The sequence below is a fragment of the Caballeronia sp. SL1002 genome (genome assembly GCF_057814995.1).
Genome location: NZ_JBYMUW010000002.1, coordinates 946,296 through 962,719 on the forward strand (window position 1 = coordinate 946,296; position 16,424 = coordinate 962,719).

General features: G+C 65.7%; 8 protein-coding genes. 2 read left to right on the forward strand and 6 right to left on the reverse strand.

The features are described 5' to 3' along the window. The first annotated feature begins 74 nt into the window (after window positions 1-74). Entirely contained in the window at window positions 75-2,672 is a 2,598-nt protein-coding gene (gene clpB / locus AC3D25_RS07315; RefSeq protein WP_488887762.1) for an ATP-dependent chaperone ClpB, read from the forward strand. A 143-nt stretch (window positions 2,673-2,815) separates the two neighbouring features. Then, a complete protein-coding gene (locus AC3D25_RS07320; protein ID WP_488887763.1) occupies window positions 2,816-3,130 on the forward strand; it encodes a helix-turn-helix domain-containing protein in 315 nt (104 codons plus the stop codon). 77 nt (window positions 3,131-3,207) lie between these two features. Here the strand turns inward: AC3D25_RS07320 and AC3D25_RS07325 are convergent, their stop codons facing one another. From AC3D25_RS07325 to AC3D25_RS07350, 6 genes are all read right to left on the reverse strand, one after another. Beyond that, window positions 3,208-3,654, reverse strand: coding sequence for a YidB family protein (locus tag AC3D25_RS07325; RefSeq protein ID WP_488887764.1), 447 nt, complete (start codon window positions 3,652-3,654; stop codon window positions 3,208-3,210). A gap of 115 nt (window positions 3,655-3,769) precedes the next feature. Next, window positions 3,770-4,318: a ComEA family DNA-binding protein gene (locus AC3D25_RS07330; RefSeq protein WP_488887765.1), complete on the reverse strand. Its 549-nt coding sequence runs from the start codon at window positions 4,316-4,318 to the stop codon at window positions 3,770-3,772. A gap of 259 nt (window positions 4,319-4,577) precedes the next feature. Then, window positions 4,578-6,833 carry a penicillin-binding protein 1C gene (gene pbpC, locus AC3D25_RS07335; RefSeq protein ID WP_488887766.1) on the reverse strand — a complete coding sequence of 752 codons (2,256 nt, stop codon included), beginning with the start codon at window positions 6,831-6,833 and terminating at the stop codon, window positions 4,578-4,580. A gap of 3 nt (window positions 6,834-6,836) precedes the next feature. Further along, window positions 6,837-12,872, reverse strand: a complete 6,036-nt coding sequence (locus AC3D25_RS07340) for an alpha-2-macroglobulin family protein (protein WP_488887767.1) — start codon at window positions 12,870-12,872, stop codon at window positions 6,837-6,839. A 139-nt stretch (window positions 12,873-13,011) separates the two neighbouring features. Further along, complete coding sequence (locus tag AC3D25_RS07345) at window positions 13,012-14,376, reverse strand: MATE family efflux transporter (RefSeq protein WP_488887768.1); 1,365 nt, start codon at window positions 14,374-14,376, stop codon at window positions 13,012-13,014. Between the two features lie 3 nt (window positions 14,377-14,379). Continuing rightward, window positions 14,380-16,143 (reverse strand): ArnT family glycosyltransferase, encoded by a 1,764-nt coding sequence (locus tag AC3D25_RS07350; RefSeq protein ID WP_488887769.1) that lies wholly within the window; start codon window positions 16,141-16,143, stop codon window positions 14,380-14,382. Between the last annotated feature and the right edge of the window lie 281 nt (window positions 16,144-16,424).

The following is a 16,424-nucleotide window of genomic DNA, read 5'->3' on the forward strand; positions in this document are numbered from 1 at the left end:
GGCGCGGTTAACCGCTTGAAAGCGCCGATAAACACCTCATTTTGACCCTATTGAAGAATTGGAGGTCTCGACAAATGAGAATCGACAAGCTAACCACGAAGTTCCAGGAAGCACTCTCCGATGCGCAAAGTCTCGCGGTCGGTCAAGGCAATCAATATATCGAACCGGTTCATCTGCTGGCGGCGCTGGTCGCGCAGCAGGACGGTTCGGCGCGTTCGCTGATGTCGCGCGCGGGCGTCCAGGTTCAGGCGCTGCAAACCGCGCTGAACGACGCGATGGCGCGTCTGCCGCAAGTGCAGGGCACGGACGGCAACGTGCAGGTGAGCCGCGAGCTCGCCGGCCTGCTGAACAACGCCGACAAGGAAGCGCAAAAGCTCAACGACACCTACATCGCGAGCGAAATGTTCCTGCTCGCGGTCGCGGACGACAAGGGCGAAACCGGCCGGATCGCGAAGCAGCACGGCCTGACGCGCAAAGCGCTGGAATCCGCGATCAACGCGGTGCGCGGCGGCGCGCAGGTGAATAGTCAGGATGCCGAAAGCCAGCGCGAGGCACTGAAGAAGTACACCGTGGACCTGACCGAGCGGGCGCGGGCGGGCAAGCTCGACCCGGTGATCGGCCGTGATGACGAAATTCGCCGCGCGATCCAGATCCTGCAACGGCGCACGAAGAACAATCCGGTGCTGATCGGCGAACCGGGCGTGGGCAAGACGGCGATTGTCGAAGGACTCGCGCAGCGGATCGTCAACGGCGAAGTGCCGGAGACGCTCAAGAACAAGCGGGTTCTGTCGCTCGACATGGCCGCGTTGCTGGCGGGCGCGAAGTATCGCGGCGAGTTCGAGGAGCGGCTGAAAGCCGTGCTGAGCGATGTCGCGAAGGACGAAGGGCAGACCATCGTCTTTATCGACGAAATCCATACGATGGTCGGCGCGGGCAAGGCCGAAGGCGCGATGGACGCGGGCAACATGCTGAAACCGGCGCTCTCGCGCGGTGAATTGCATTGCGTCGGGGCGACCACGCTCGACGAATACCGCAAGTACATCGAGAAGGACGCGGCGCTCGAGCGGCGCTTCCAGAAGGTGCTGGTGGACGAACCGTCGGTGGAGGCGACCATCGCGATCCTGCGCGGCTTGCAGGAAAAGTACGAACTGCATCACGGCGTGGATATCACCGATCCGGCGATCGTCGCGGCGGCGGAACTGTCGCATCGCTATATCACGGACCGTTTCCTGCCGGACAAGGCGATCGATTTGATCGACGAGGCGGCGTCGAAGATCAAGATGGAAATCGACTCGAAGCCGGAAGAAATGGACCGGCTCGACCGTCGTTTGATCCAGTTGAAGATCGAGCGCGAAGCCGTCAAGAAGGAAAAGGACGAAGCGTCGCAGAAGCGGCTGCAACTGATCGAAGAGGAAATCGAGCGGCTGAACCGTGAATATTCGGACCTCGAAGAAATCTGGACGGCGGAAAAAGCGGCCGTGCAGGGCAGCGCGCAGTTGAAGGAAGAGATCGAGAAAGTGCGCGCTGACATCACGCGTTTGCAGCGTGAAGGCAAGCTCGAAAAGGTCGCGGAACTGCAGTACGGCAAGCTGCCGGCGCTCGACGCGCGGCTCAAGCAGGTCACGCAGGCCGAAGCCACGGAGCAGAACAATCCGACCCGTCCACGCCTGCTGCGCACGCAAGTGGGCGCTGAGGAAATCGCGGAAGTCGTGTCGCGTTCCACCGGCATTCCGGTCTCGCGGATGATGCAGGGCGAGCGCGAAAAGTTGTTGCAGATCGAAGGCAAACTGCATGAGCGCGTGGTCGGGCAAGACGAGGCGATCGGCGCGGTGGCCGACGCGATCCGCCGTTCGCGCGCCGGTCTCTCGGACCCGAACCGGCCTTACGGCTCGTTCCTGTTCCTCGGGCCGACGGGCGTCGGCAAGACCGAACTGTGCAAGGCGCTGGCGTCGTTCCTGTTCGATTCGGAAGATCACCTGATCCGTATCGACATGAGCGAGTTCATGGAAAAGCACAGCGTCGCGAGGCTGATCGGCGCGCCGCCGGGCTATGTCGGCTATGAGGAAGGCGGCTATCTGACCGAGGCCGTGCGGCGTAAGCCGTATAGCGTGATCCTGCTCGACGAAATCGAGAAGGCGCACCCGGACGTGTTCAACGTGCTGCTGCAAGTGCTCGACGACGGCCGCATGACCGATGGGCAAGGGCGCACCGTGGACTTCAAGAACACGGTGATCGTGATGACGTCGAATCTGGGTTCGCAGGTCATCCAGGCGATGGTCGGCGAGCCGCAGGAAGCCGTGAAGGACGCGGTGTGGGAAGAGGTCAAGCTGCATTTCCGGCCGGAATTCCTGAACCGTATCGACGATGTCGTCGTGTTCCACGCGCTCGACCGCACGAACATTCAGTCGATCGCGAAGATCCAGTTGATGCGCCTGCACGACCGGCTCGCCAAGCTCGACATGCAACTCGATGTGTCGGATGTGGCGCTCGAACATATCGGCAAGGTCGGCTACGACCCGGTATTCGGCGCGCGGCCGTTGAAGCGCGCGATCCAGCAGGAGATCGAGAATCCGGTCGCGAAGCTGATTCTCGCGGGCAAGTTCGGACCGAAGGACGTGATTCCCGTGGATATGCGCGATGGCCAGCTGGTGTTCGATCGCGTCGTCCACTGAGCGGTCAGAAAGTAAGTTTCAAAGCGGCGAAGCGATTCGCCGCTTTTTTTTCGCCTTTCCGCGCGCGGTGGTAAGCGAATTCAGGTTACGATCGAAAATCCCTCAGATCGCACGGATAACGTGACTTCTCAAGGATCGACGCGATGAAAATTGAACTCGTGGATGCCCATGATATTGGCGTGGCGGTGCGCGCGGCCCGCAAGGCGCGGCGCTGGCGGCAGGATGCGGCAGCGGAGCAGATCGGCGTGAGCGAGAGTTTTCTCGGCAAGGTCGAAAAGGGCGCGGCGAGCGTGCATTGGGGCAAGCTGTTTCAGGTGCTCAAGGGCATGGGCATCAGCGTGTCGGTGGAGCTTCCGGGCGATGCCGCAGGACGATTCGCGAGCGAGGAGGAGAAGCGGCAGGTGCGTGTGGAGCGCGCCGACGCGCGAAAGGCGTCAAAGCCCCCGTCCGAGTATTGAGCACCACGAAAAAAGCCCCGCCGGCGCAAGCCGGCGGGGCTTTTTTTATCCGCGTCTGTCTATTGAGCTAAAGCGGCTCAGCCGTTCTTCGGCTCTTCGCTCTTGCCGAACAGGCCGGCGAGGCCGCCGAGCGAGCCGAGCACGCCCGTCAGGTCCAGCTTGCCTTCGGCGGGCACCTCGCCCGTGGGCGTCGCGCGATCGACGAGGTTCGGCAGCACGGCGGCCAGCATGCCGGACAGTTGATCGCCCGAGACGCCGGCTTTTTGCGCGAGCTGGCCGACCTGTTCCGAGCCGAGCACGTTGTTCAGCGTATCGGGGCTGATCGGCTTGTTTTCGCCGGTGCCGATCCACGACGACACGATGTCGCCCGCGCCATGCTCGTGGAATCGCTGGATCAGACCGTTCAGGCCGCCCGGCTGGTTATTGACGAATTCGAGTGCCGCAGCGATCAAATTGGGCGATCCGCCGCCACCTTCCGGCGACGATTTGCCGAGTGCGGACGAGAGGGAATCGAGTAGGCTCATGGCAGTCTCACGATGAAGGAAGCGGTTGATAGGCGTTCGCACCGTGATGCGAACGCGTGAGGAAAATGCTTGGCGGATTAAGAATACTGCTGCGCGGCTTGCCGCGCTTAAAAGCTTACTGGCTTGCTGCAGCGGCGCTCGCAGCCTTGCTCTTCTTGCTCTTTTTCGCCGGTTTCGCGTCGCTCGCGCCCGAGGCGGCGGCTGCCGCGCTGGCGGCGTCTTTCTTGGATGCACGCTTCGCTTTGGTGCCCGATGCGGGCGTGGCGGCGGGCGTCGTCTCGGTCGTCGCGGCAGGCGAAGTCGCGGCAGTGGCCGCCGCGGACGACTTGGTGGTCGACTTCGGCTGGGCGCTCGTGCTGCTCGCGCGCGGCGTCGCCTTAGCGCCCGTCGGCGGTGCGGACGAACCGCCGATGGTCAGTCCTTCCTGCTCCAGGTTCGCCACCGACTTCGTGCCGAGGCCCTTTACGCGGGTCGCGAGATCGTCGGCGTTCTTGAACGGACCGTTTGCGGTGCGTTCATCGATAATCGCCTTCGACTTGACCGGCCCGAGTCCTTTCACGGCTTCGAGGGAGGCCTGATCGGCCGTATTGACGTCGACGGCGGCGAACGCCACGCCGACCGACAACATAAGTGCAACGCACAGCATCAGCAGCTTTTTCAGCATGACAGGCACTCCAGAGAGAGCAAGGTTGAAAAGTCGGACGGGCGAATGCGAAACGGGCGGTAGCGAGCATGAACGTGCTGTGTGTGCTTGCTATGTAGCGCCGTCAAGCATAGATCAAAATGCCGGACCGGGGATTGCGGCCCGCATTTTGCCCGACGACCCCGCGATCAGCGCGCGGTCGCACAATATTTAACGTCGCGCCATGTTTGGCGGATGACGCCCACCCTTGTAGCCGAGTCGGTTTTACGCCGGTTTCGGCTTAACGCGCGGCTTCTGACGATAGATTGGCGGATTGTGCGGGCTTCGGCCGTACGCGCGGCGACGGCGATCGGGCGAATGCGCCGCGAACTTCGAAGCGGACGGTATCGATAATCGCGCCGCGTGCATCGGCGAGTTCGAGCGTGTGACGGCCGGGCCACGGCAGCCAGGAAAGACGCGCGTCACGGCCAAGCGGCTTGCCGTCGAGACGCCAGGCGCTTCCTGCCGGACCGCCGTTCGCCCGCTCGAACCAGATCCGCTGGCGCGCGGCGGGGATATCGGGATCGAGCGCGAAGATGGTGCCGTCTGTGGGCGCCGCGATCTTCGCGACACCGCGGTCCGCCGCCACGCCGCCCGACATGCCGGCGGACAGCGCGATCGTGGTCATCTGCGTGCCGCGCACGAACCACTCGTCGCGCGCCGGTTCGATCTGCTCCTGATACGCGATTGCCGCGCGGACGACGCCCGCAGGCGCGCTGCGCGCCACGTTCGCGTCGCCCGCGCCGCGCCGCTGCAGATAATTGACGAGCGCGGCCCACACGGGCGCGGCGCCGGTGACGCCGGAGACGTCCCACATCGGCGCGCCGTCCGCATTGCCGACCCACACGCCGACCGTGTAGCGCGAGGTGAAGCCGACCGTCCAGTTGTCGCGCATGTCCTTGCTCGTGCCGGTCTTCACGGCGCTGAAAAAGCGCGTCGCGAGCACGCTGTCGAAGCCGAACGTGCGCGTGCGCGCGTTGTTGTCCGCGAGAATGTCCGTCACGATGAAACTCGCCTCGGGGCTGAAAACGCGCCGTGGCGCGGGCTGCGCGTCATGCGCTCCGAGATGGAACACCGGCCCGGCGATGCCGCCGTTCGCGAGCGTCCGGTACGCGTTGGCAAGCGACGCGAGCGTCACGTCCGCGCTGCCGAGCGCGAGGCTGAAGCCGTAGTAATCGCCGGTTTCGTCGAGCGGAAGACCGAGCGCGACGAGCGTTTTCGCGAACCGGTGCGGCGTGACCATGACGAGCGTGCGCACGGCGGGCACGTTCAGCGACGACCCGAGCGCCGTGCGCACGCTGACCCAGCCCTTGAAGTCGTGATCGTAGTTTTGCGGGATATAGAGACCGCCGCCGGTGGCGAGATCGAGCGGGGCGTCGTCGAGAAGCGAGGCGGCCGTCAGACGTTTCTCATCTATGGCCTGGGCGTAGAGGAACGGTTTCAGCGTCGATCCCGCTTGCCGCCGCGCGATCACCGCATCCACTTCGGGCGCGTTCGAGAATCCGCCCGCCGATCCGACCCACGCGAGCACCTCGCCCGTGCGGTTGTCGAGCACGATGACCGCGCCGTCGTGGACGTTGCGCGGATGCGCGCGCGCGTTCAATTCCATCAACGTTCGCGCCAGCGTGTCGCGGGCGAAGCGTTGCAAGCGCGCGTCGAGCGTGGACGTAACGCGCTCGCCCGCCGCCGGATGCGTCTCGGCGGCGATCCGGCGCGCGAAGTGCGGCGCGAGTGCGTCGTCGCCGCTCGCGTATGACGCCGCCGACGACGCAGCGCCGCGCGCAAGAGTCAGTTGCACGTAACTGTCGAGATTGTCGCAGGACGGCGCGGCGCGCATGTCGCGCAGAATCCCGCAGGCGCGCGCCGATACCCGCGCATACGGCGCGTTCGGCGCGCGCACGAGCGCGGCGGTGAGCGCGGCTTCGCGCGCGTCGAGTCCGGACGGCGCCTTGCCGAACAAGGTCTGCGACAGCGCCGACAAGCCAACGATCTCGCCGCGAAACGGCACGAGATTCAGATAAGCCTCGAGAATCTGGTCCTTGCGCCACGCGTGATCGAGCCACAGCGCGCCGACCGTCTGCTCGGCCTTTTGGCCGATGCTTCGACGCCCGCTGCGCGCCGTGTCCGCGTTCTCGCCGATCAACCCGGTCAACTGCATCGTCACCGTCGATGCCCCGCGCGTGCGCGTGTTCCACAGGTTCGCCCACGCCGCGCCCGCCGCGCCTTGCCAGTCCACGCCGCTATGTTCGTAAAAGCGCTTGTCCTCCGAGACCACGATCGCCTCGCGCAACGCGGGCGACACGTCCTGCAACGCGACCCAGTCGCCACGCCGCGCGGTTGTATCAATACGCACGCGCTGCAGCGTTTCGCCGTCGCGAGCGAGCAGCACCCAGTCCGAACTGCGCCAGTTCGCGCGCACCGTGCCGAAAGCGGGCCACGCGTGCGCCGCCTGCGGGGCCAAGCAGACGACGCAAAGCAAGGCGGCGGCGCGGCGCATCGCTTACTGCGCCGCGAGCGGCTTGACGACCACCGGCGCGTTCGGCAACGCGCCGAACGAAGCGGGCGCGTAGAGCGCTTCCACGCGCGTCGGCGGCAGGCCGAACGTGCCGGCGCTATTGAGCCGCACGGTGTATTCGACTTGCAGGCGGCCCTTCGGCAGATAGTCGTAATACGCGCGATACCCGTCGAAACCGCGTTCGACGAACGCCGGCCACGTGCCTTCCGGACTATGTTCGCCTTCGGTCGCCGCCTCGGAATCGCGGCCGAGCCCCGAGCCGAGAATCGTCGCGCCCGCCGGCACTGGATCGTTCACGACCACCCACGTCATGTCGCTTTGCGCGTCGATATCGAGATGAACGCGCACGACGTCGCCGCGCGATAGCGTGCCTTTGACGGCGGGATCGACGGGCGTGACGGTTTTCGTGATCCGGTAGCCCGCCGCGAACGGCGCTTTGAGCGCGACGGCCGCGAGGCTTTCGATCGTCGCCCACGGTTTGCCGCTGCCTTCCTGCGTGAGCGTGAGCGTCGATACGGACCACGGCAGCGCGACGCTGCGCACGTTGTTCGACGCGGCGGGCGCGAGTGCCGGAGCCGCGGCCGCAGCGGGAGCGAGAGCGCTCCACGCCACGGCTTTCTCGGCAGTGCCGAACTGCACCTTCGTCTGGCCGCTGACCGGTGCGCTTTCGAACAGGCGCGAGAAGTGGCCGACGGCGAGCGTGCCCCAGAGATTCGCGGTCGTCGTCTGCCACGCGCCGTTCTTTTGCAACGCCAGCAAGCCGCCGACCAGGCGCGGCATTTCGTCCTTCCAGCCCGGGTTATCGGCGAACAGGAGCGCCGTGCGCGCCGCGTTCGATTCCGGCCCGGCCATGAGCCAGTAAAGATCGTCGGTGCTGTCGGTCGAGAAGGTGAGGCGCGTGCCCTGATACGTCAGCCGCGCGCGCAGGATCTGCTCGACCTGCGCGCGTTTTTCGTCGCGCTGGGCGATGCCGCTCACACGCGAAAGGATCGCGTAGTAGTCGAGCACGGCGGACGTCGGCCACTGGTCGGGCGTGATCGCGATCGAGCCGAGCATGCGCGGCTGCGCCCGCCCGTAACGCGACAACGCCTCGATCGCAATCAGCTTCTGCAGATCGAGATCCTGACGCGGCGCCCAGAATTCGCGCTGAATCTTCCCATCGACGAAATTCGCCAGCCCGCCCGCGAGCTTGGCCGACAAATCGCCGGGTAGGGCGAAACGCGGATCGAGCTTCGCGGCTTCGTCCGTTGCGGCCAGCAGATAGGCCGAGAGCGCCGGGCTGCCGCGCGGTTTGTCGTCGTCCGCGGGCGGGAAATAGTTGGCGAGGCCATCGCGATCCAGATACGACGGCATCCGCGCGATCACCGCCTGCCATTGCGCGACATCCCCGAGACCCAACGCGCGCGAACTTTGCTGTTCGATGCAGTTATACGGATACCGCTCGAACCAGCGGCGCACGCCGGGCAGACCGTCGGCGAGTTTCGGCTGGAGCGACACGCGGACCCCGCCGCGCGTCACGCCATCGCTCGACGCGGTTGCGTTCGACGGCGGCGCTACGGCTAAGCTAAACGTGCCGTCGATTTGCACGATCGTCGCCTGCTGGACCGTGACCGGAATGGCCGCGACGACGCGCTGGGCGAGCTTCACGGCGTCGGCGGCCTTCGCGCCGCCTTGCTCGGCTGCGCTCACCTCCCAGTTCAGCGCGGCGGAAGCGTTCGCGCCGAGCACGTCCGGCGTGGTCACGTCCCAGACGATTTCCCGCGACGAATCCGGCGCGAGATCGACGGTTTGCGGCGGCAGCGCGAAACCCGCCGCGCCTTGAATGCGCGGCGTGACGAGAACCTGCATCCGTCGCGCGGTGGTGTTGCGCAGCGTGAACTGGGCGCGGAACTGGTCGCCTTCGCGCACGAGCGGCGGCAGACCCGAGATGAGCTGCAGATCCTGCGTGCTGCGGATCGACGCACTGCCGGTGCCGAATTGCCCCGCGCCGACCGTCGCGATGGCGACGATCCGAAAGCGCGTCAGCGCATCGTTCAACGGCACGTCGATGCTGGCTTCGCCGTGTGCGTCGAGCGTCACGCGCGGGTTCCACAGCAGCAACGTGTCGAACAGTTCGCGTGTCGCGCTATGCCCGCCGCCGCCGCCCGCGGGCACGGCTTTGCGCCCGAAGTGGCGGCGTCCGATGATCTCCATCTGCGCAGTGGACGTCTCGACGCCGTACGCGCGCCGCTGCAGCATGGCGTCGAGCAGGTTCCAGCTATCGTTCGGCATGAGTTCGAGCAGCGCTTCATCGACGGCCGCGACCGCGATTTGCGTCCCCGCCGGCGCGGGCTTGCCGCCCGGCAGCGCGACGCGCACCTTCACGTGCGCCATCGAGCGCACCGCGTACGACTTCGCATCCGGCGTCACGGTGACGCCGAGCGTGTGCGCCGCCGCGCCGACCTTGATTTCAGCGAGACCATAGCGAAACGCGGGCTTCGACAAATCGACGAGCGGCGTCGGCGCTTCGTACTGACGCCCTTCGTACCAGAACGCGTGCGCCCATTCGAGCGGCGCCTTCCAGCCCCACGTGAAGAACGAATACCACGGCACTTCATGAATCCGTCCGCGCAGCGCGAGCACCGACACATAAACATTCGGCCCCCACGTGTCCTTCACCTTCAGTTCGATGGTCGGATTCTTGCCGTTCAGTTCGACCACCTGCGTCTCGACGATCCCCTCGCGCTCGACCGCCACCAGCGCCGTCGCGAAGCGGAAGGGCATGCGCACCTGGAAGCGCGCGGTATCGCCGGGTTCGTAGTGGCTTTTCTCCGGCAACACGTCGATCCGGTCGGTGTTTTCGCCGCCGAACCAGAGTTCGTCCTCGCGCGTGACCCAGACCGACGTGGTCGCGGTGGCGCTGCGGTTGTCGCCGTCTTTCGCGACCGCGATCAGGTCGATATTGCCCACGTCCTTGAGTTTCGCGTCGCAGGAAACGAGGCCGTGGTCGTCGCTTTTGCCGCTGCAGAGCGTGCCGAGATCCTTCGTTTCCGTGTGGTTGTCGTAGGCGTAGAAGCCGCCGACCATGCGCTTTCGCGAACTCGACATCAGCCGCGCCACGGCGCGGATTTCGACCGCGACGCCCGCGCGCGGTTTGCCGTCGAGATCGACCGCGAGCGCTTGCACCGGCACCGTATCGCCGATCGACACCCAGCTTCCCGCCTTGATGCCAACGGCGACGGCGGCGGGCCAGAGCGTCGCGTCGCCGCGAATGGTCTGGACTTCGCCGTTCGGGTCGGCGAACGTGGCTTCGAGCGCGAGCCGTTTCGGGGCATCGACAGCGGGCAGCGACTTGAGCACGAGCGCGCCTGCGCCGTTGCGGTCGAGCGTGACGGCGAGCTTGTCCGCGATGAGTTTCGCGGTCGCCGCGTCGTCTTGCGAACTCGCGGAATCTGCTGAATCGTTGTCTTCGGCGGGCGCGCTCGCGCCGTCGTCGGCCGGCTTCCGATACGGCGCGAAACTGAACGCGTCGTACTGCGCGGCGAACGGCGGGCTGGTGTTTTTCATCAGCGCCGATACGCGCACCGGCAGATTCGACGCCGGCCCGCCCGCGACATATTCGATCTGCACGGCGAGCGGCGCTTCCTTCGCGGCGACAAGCGCGCCGGTTTTCTGTCCGCGCAGTCCGATCGATCCCTTGAACACCGGCAGACGGAATTCTTCCACGCGGAAACTGCCGGTTTCGTAGCTCGTCGCGGGGCGGTCGCTGTTTTCGTTTTCGTCGGCGGCGTCGGTGTCGTCGGTCGTGGTGCCGTCGTCGAGCGAAACGCCGTATTCGCCGAGTTTCGCGCCCGTCGGCAGCACGAAGCGACTGTCGGCGCTGTGATCCGCCGCCCATGTGAGCGGCAGGTGATAAGTCTGGCCGCTGCCGAGATGGCGGATCGTCACGCGCGTCGGATAGTGAGCCGGAAACGCGAAACCATTGAGCGTTTCGGTGCGGATCAGGTGTTTCATCGACACCGTTTCGCCCGCGCGTAGGAGCGTCCGGTCGAACACGGTGTGCGCGTGCGTGGTCGGATTGCGGCCCATGTCGGTCGGCACGTTGAAGCGCCACGACTCGATCCCGCGATTCCAGTCCGAGCGCACGAACGCCATGTCGGGCCCGGTTTTCGGGTCGTCGATGCGCGCGGAGACGAAGAAGCCGTCCCACGCCAGGCTGTGTTCGTCGCAGCGCCGCACGGCGGCGAGCGGTTGCGCGATGGTCGCGATGCCGCGCGCGTCGGTTTTGGCGGTCGCCAGCGTGTCGCCGTTGCAGTCCGACACGCGCACTTGCGCATTCGGCACGGGCTTGCCGCTGTCGAGCGCCGTGACCCACGCCACGCTGTTTTCGCGACCCTGCTTGAAATGCACGCCGAGATTGGTGACGAGCACCGACGTTCGCACGTACATCGACTGCGGTTTGCCGAGCAGCGATGCGCCAAGCGCGGGCGAAGCCATTTCGATCACATAGAACCCGGGCTTCGCAATCGGAATACCGACCACCTCGAACGGCCGGAGCGCTTTCGGATCGGCGGCGGGCACGGTCAGCGTTTCCGCGTCCGCGCGGCCGTTGAGCAGCGACAGCGAACGAACGTCGATCTGCGGATCTTTCTTGTCGCCGTTCGGCAGATATACCGGCGCGGCGCCGTGCGCGAGCGCTTGCGGCATGTCGGTCAGGATCTGCGAGCGCGCCAGCGAAAAGCCGTCGAAACGATCGACGATCCGCATCCAGCGGCGAATGTCGCTATCGGCGTCGAGCTTGAGTTTCGTCACGTGCGACGCGCCGCCATTCAGTCCCTTCACCTTCAGATCCGCTTCGACGTGGCGCAGCGTCACCGGCAGCATCGCGGGCATGCCCGGCTCGGCAAAACGCTCGACGATCCCGAACGTCGACGACGAAAACTTCGCGAGCGGCGGCATCGGCGCGGTGGCGGTCTTGAGCGGAAAGAGATCGGCGTTGGCGAGCGCGCGGCCACTCGTGTCTTTCAGGCCAGCGGGCAACTCGATCGTGAGATTCGCGTTCTCGAGGAGCGGCGCGGCGAATTCGACGCTGTCGGTTTCGGCGGCTTTGTCGTCGGCGAAATGCGGGGCGATCGTGCCGTTCGGCCCGCGCAGCAGGATTTTCGCGGCATCGGCGCGATCGAGCGGTGCGCTGAAACGCAGACTGAGCGGGCGCAGCGGCGTGCAAGGCGCCTTCGCGTTCTCGCGTTCGCACGAAAAGTTCGCGGTGAACGGCTCGCGCACGGTGAAGTCGAAACGTTTTTCGACCTCGTTCGCGAGGCCGCTCGGACCCGCGACGCCCGCGCCGAAAACAAGCTGCATTTGCGCCGCTGCGGGCAAGGTGGACTGGCACGCGAGCGTCAGTGTCTGCGCGCTTTCCTTGTCCAGACTGAAGTGTTTGAGCAGCGCGGCGCGGTCGGCGCCGGTGATCGACTTGACCGGAATGCGGTTGCCGATGCCACGCGTTTCGCACCAGATGTGCTCGAGCACCGAGCTTTCGGTCGCCGGGCCGTTCAGGCGCAGCACGAACACCTGATTTTCCTCGATCGGTCCGTAACCCGGCATCACGCGCAGAACGAACGGACCGCCGGTCTGGAATGCATAGTGGCGGTTGCCGGTGAACGCATTGCCGGCCTTCGACTTGAGACCATCGTTCACATCGATCGAGCAACGCAGGCCCGGGCCGAGATCGCTTTTGAAATCGTAGGCCCAGGTTTTATCGTCGATCCACCGCGCCGAGCCTGCCGCCGACCCACCCGCCGAATCATCCGCGCCGCCCACGCAGCGCACTTGGGCGGGCGCGGCGGCGTTGGCGTCGCCGAACGGGGCCATCGATTCGTCGAATTTCACGACGACCTGGCGCACTTGCGCCACCTTGCCTTGTGGCGAGACGCTCAGCGTGCGCGCGGCATCGGCGCGATGCGCGGCGAAACCGGTGAGCGTGGCAATCGTGAGCGCGGCGGCGGCCAGCAGCCATTGTTGTTTTGATTTGACGCGGACCATCGCGAGCGCTCCAGGGCAAGGGAGACGAAAGCCGGATGTCGGCTAACTGGCGGCGATTTTACCGGACTGCGCGGTTTTTTCAGCGTATTTGACGCACGATGTGACAGAACAACGATAAACCTTGCGCGACACGCAAGGTTTATCGGGTCGCCGATCGCGCGCGCAAATGCCGCGAACTGACGCGCCGCCAGTAGACATACAGTCCGATGCCCGCGACGCCGAGGCTCACCGTATTGGCGATCCAGAAGCCGCGCGCGCCTTGCAGCCATTGCGGGACGCCGCCGAGCGCATTGAAGCCGAGCAGATAGCCGCCGCCGAGGCCGATGCCCCACAGCGCGACCGCGTAGATGACCGTCGGCACGACCGCCACTTTGTAGGCGCGCAGGACGAACGCGGTGGTGATCTGCAGCGCGTCGAAGAAGTGATAGAACACGATGATGAACACGAGCGGCATCGCCGCCGCGATCACGTCCTGATTCGGCGTGTACGCCGCGATCAGATGCGGCCTGAGACTCAGCACGATCACGCCGTACAGGCACGCGATACCGCACGACATCGCGATGCCGTGGCGCGAGAGCGAAGCGGCGGCGTCGTATTGCCGTGCGCCGAGCGCCTGCGACACCAGTGTGGACGAGGCGATGCCGATCGCGAGCGGCGTCATGTAGAGCACCGCGCCGAGATTGCCCGCGATCTGGTGGCCGGCGAGCGTCGTCGTCCCGAAGCGCGAAATGAAGAGCGCCATGAACGTGTACGACGTCACCTCGATCAGATAGGACAGGCCCATCGGAATGCCGAGTTTCAGCAGCGCGGCCTGGCGTCGCAAGACCGGCCAGCAGAACCGGGAGAACACGCCGAACGGGCGGAAGAACGCGAAGCGCACGAGCACCGTCATGCCGACCGCCGCCAGCACCCAGTTGATGAGCGTGCTCGCGAGCGCGCAGCCCGGTCCGCCGAGCGCGGGCACGCCGAAGCCGCCGAAGATGAACCACGTATTGAGCGGCACCTTGAGCAACAGCCCGCCGATCTGCAGGAACATCACGAGCCGGGGCTTGCCGACTGCGTTCGTGAGCGAACTATAGACACGGAACGCGAGGCTCGCGGGCAATCCGAGCGACAGGATGCGCAGATACGCGACCGTGCGGTCGTGCAGCGCGGGCGGGGCGTCGGCGAAACGCAGCAAGGATTCGGGAAAATAGAGAAACGTGAAGCCGAGCACCGACAACACGGCGGCGAGCCACAGCGCCTGACGCACTTCCTCGCCGATCTCGGATTCGCGTCCCGCGCCGAACAACTGGCCGGCGATCGGCTGAAGCGCGGTCAGAATGCCGGTCAGCCCGATATACACCGAGATATACACAGACGATCCGAGGCCAAGCGCGGCGAGATCGGTGGCGGAAAAGCGGCCGACCATCGCGGTGTCGATCACGCCAAACGCGATGATCGCCAGCTGGCCGATCAGGACCGGCCACGCGAGAGCGGCGATACGGCGCACATCGGCCAGCATCGGTTATTGCCCCTTGCGGCGTAGCGTCTTCGGCCGCGGCTTCTTGACCGGCGCAACGGGCCGTTCGATCCGCACGTAAAGGCGGAAACGCTCGTCGCGATCGGCGACGCGCCGGCCTTCCCAGACAAGCTTCCACTCGAAATTCGAGATGGACGACGGCTCGCCGAAATCCTGCGTGTCCTGCCGGAGAATCACGTCGCAGTCTTCGTCGAAGGCGAAATGCATGCCGCCGAAATACGCGAACGTCGCGATCTGCGCATCGCCGAGACGCACCGGCGAAATGCAGGTGTAGTCGGCGGGAAGGTGATCGGCGATCTGCTCGGCGACGTCGCGGTAAGTCCGGCTGTAATTGACGACCGGCAGCCACAGCGTCATCAGCAAAACCCACATCAGCGTGGTGCCCGCGCTGGAGAGCACGACGCTGCGCCACAGCACCTTCGGATGGCGCGCGAGCCGCCAGCGCGCGAGCAGGAACCACGACACCGTCACGGCGACCGCGCAGACGAACGACAGAATCTTGAACTCGGGATGAAAGCCGGGCGCGAGCCGCGCGAGATTGCGCGCAAGCGGCGCCGGCCAGCCGATCATGCCCGCCGTCCAGACGAGCCAGACAAAGCTGCCGAGAATCGTGAAGCTCAGCATCGCGAACCAGTCGATCGCGTTGATCGCGCCGCGCTTGAGCGTCGGCAGGGCGAACGTGGCGAGCACGGACAGCGGCGGCAGCAGCAGCATGAACAGCCGATTGGTTTCGTGGCTTTGCAGCACGACGAGCACGAGCAGCGGCCCGATCACCGACATCGGCACGGCCACGTGCGGCGAGCGGCGCTGGCCGCCCCAGCTCACGAACGTCCAGATCGCGAGCGGCCACGCGGGCCAGGTGAAGAGCGGCAGATTCTTCATCGCGTAGCCGAATACCTGCGCGGGCGGGCCGGTAAACGTGTGAAAACTGTAGCGCCACCATTGACGCAGCCACCATTCGCCGTCGTCGGGATAGTAGTGCAGCGTCGGCAGCACCCACGCGCCGATCAGCACTACCGCAATCGGCAAGCCGATCAACAGCAGATAGCGCGGCTTCACCTCGCGCACGACGATGGTCATCGCGAGCGTGCAGAGCAAGAGCGCGAACACGAGCACCGGACTGCTCGACAAACCGACCAGTCCGAGCGCCGCGCCCCAGAGGACGGCGCCTTGAATCGGTTTGTCCAGGCTGCGCACGAGACCGTAGATCAGCATCGCCGTGCCCGCGAACTGCGCGAGTTGCGGCGTGGTTTCGTGGCCGCGTTCGGCGAGACCGAAGCACGCGAGCAGGATCAGGAGCGCGCCGTCGGCGAGCGTGCGGCCGTAGTCGCGCGGTTCCGGCTCGCCGCCGAACGCGTACTTGAACGGCTGCGCTTCGGCGCGCCGGCCGAGCAGGTACGCCGCGTACCAGACGAACGCGCAAGCGATACAGAACAGCAGGCCGGTCACGACGCGCGACGCGTTGCTCGCGTCCACCCACGGGCTCAGAACGCGGATTGCGCCCGCGCCGAGCCAGTACATGAGCGGGCCGTCGGCGGTGATCGCCTTGCCGACGAGGTTCGGCAGCAGCCAGTCCTTCGGGTCGCCGTTCGCCATCGTCCACATCACGCCGAAGCCGCCGGCGTCCTCGTTCTTCCAGGGATCGCGGCCGAACAGCCCGAACGACGCATACACGATACAAATGGCAAGCAGGAGCCAGCGCGGCAGAGCGCTGGTGGCGGAGGCGGTTAGGCGGACGACAGATCGCATGCGGGAACTTAAGGAACGGAGCGGACAAGCAGAGCCGGGCGGCGCGCGTGACGTATTCAAATAGTGCGGCCGGGAGATACGGCGCTCGGGGCCATGACCTAGACGCCGTGCTGGCGGGCGTCGTCGGACAATCCGGCATTGTAGACGCGAGGCGCACGGCCCGTCACCGGGCGGTGTGGTTTGCGTCGATAAACCGGGAGCCCGTTAGAAAAACGAAAAACGCAGGCGACAAAAAAGGGCAGCGAAAGCTGCCCTTTTTTGCGAGCATCGGCGTGAACCGG

Coding starts and splice junctions, on each gene's coding strand:
- clpB (WP_488887762.1), top strand. CDS start 75: ATGAGAATCGACAAGCTAACCACGAAGTTCCAGGAAGCACTCTCCGAT.
- AC3D25_RS07320 (WP_488887763.1), top strand. CDS start 2,816: ATGAAAATTGAACTCGTGGATGCCCATGATATTGGCGTGGCGGTGCGC.
- AC3D25_RS07325 (WP_488887764.1), bottom strand. CDS start 3,654: ATGAGCCTACTCGATTCCCTCTCGTCCGCACTCGGCAAATCGTCGCCG.
- AC3D25_RS07330 (WP_488887765.1), bottom strand. CDS start 4,318: ATGCTGAAAAAGCTGCTGATGCTGTGCGTTGCACTTATGTTGTCGGTC.
- pbpC (WP_488887766.1), bottom strand. CDS start 6,833: ATGCGCCGCGCCGCCGCCTTGCTTTGCGTCGTCTGCTTGGCCCCGCAG.
- AC3D25_RS07340 (WP_488887767.1), bottom strand. CDS start 12,872: ATGGTCCGCGTCAAATCAAAACAACAATGGCTGCTGGCCGCCGCCGCG.
- AC3D25_RS07345 (WP_488887768.1), bottom strand. CDS start 14,376: ATGCTGGCCGATGTGCGCCGTATCGCCGCTCTCGCGTGGCCGGTCCTG.
- AC3D25_RS07350 (WP_488887769.1), bottom strand. CDS start 16,143: ATGCGATCTGTCGTCCGCCTAACCGCCTCCGCCACCAGCGCTCTGCCG.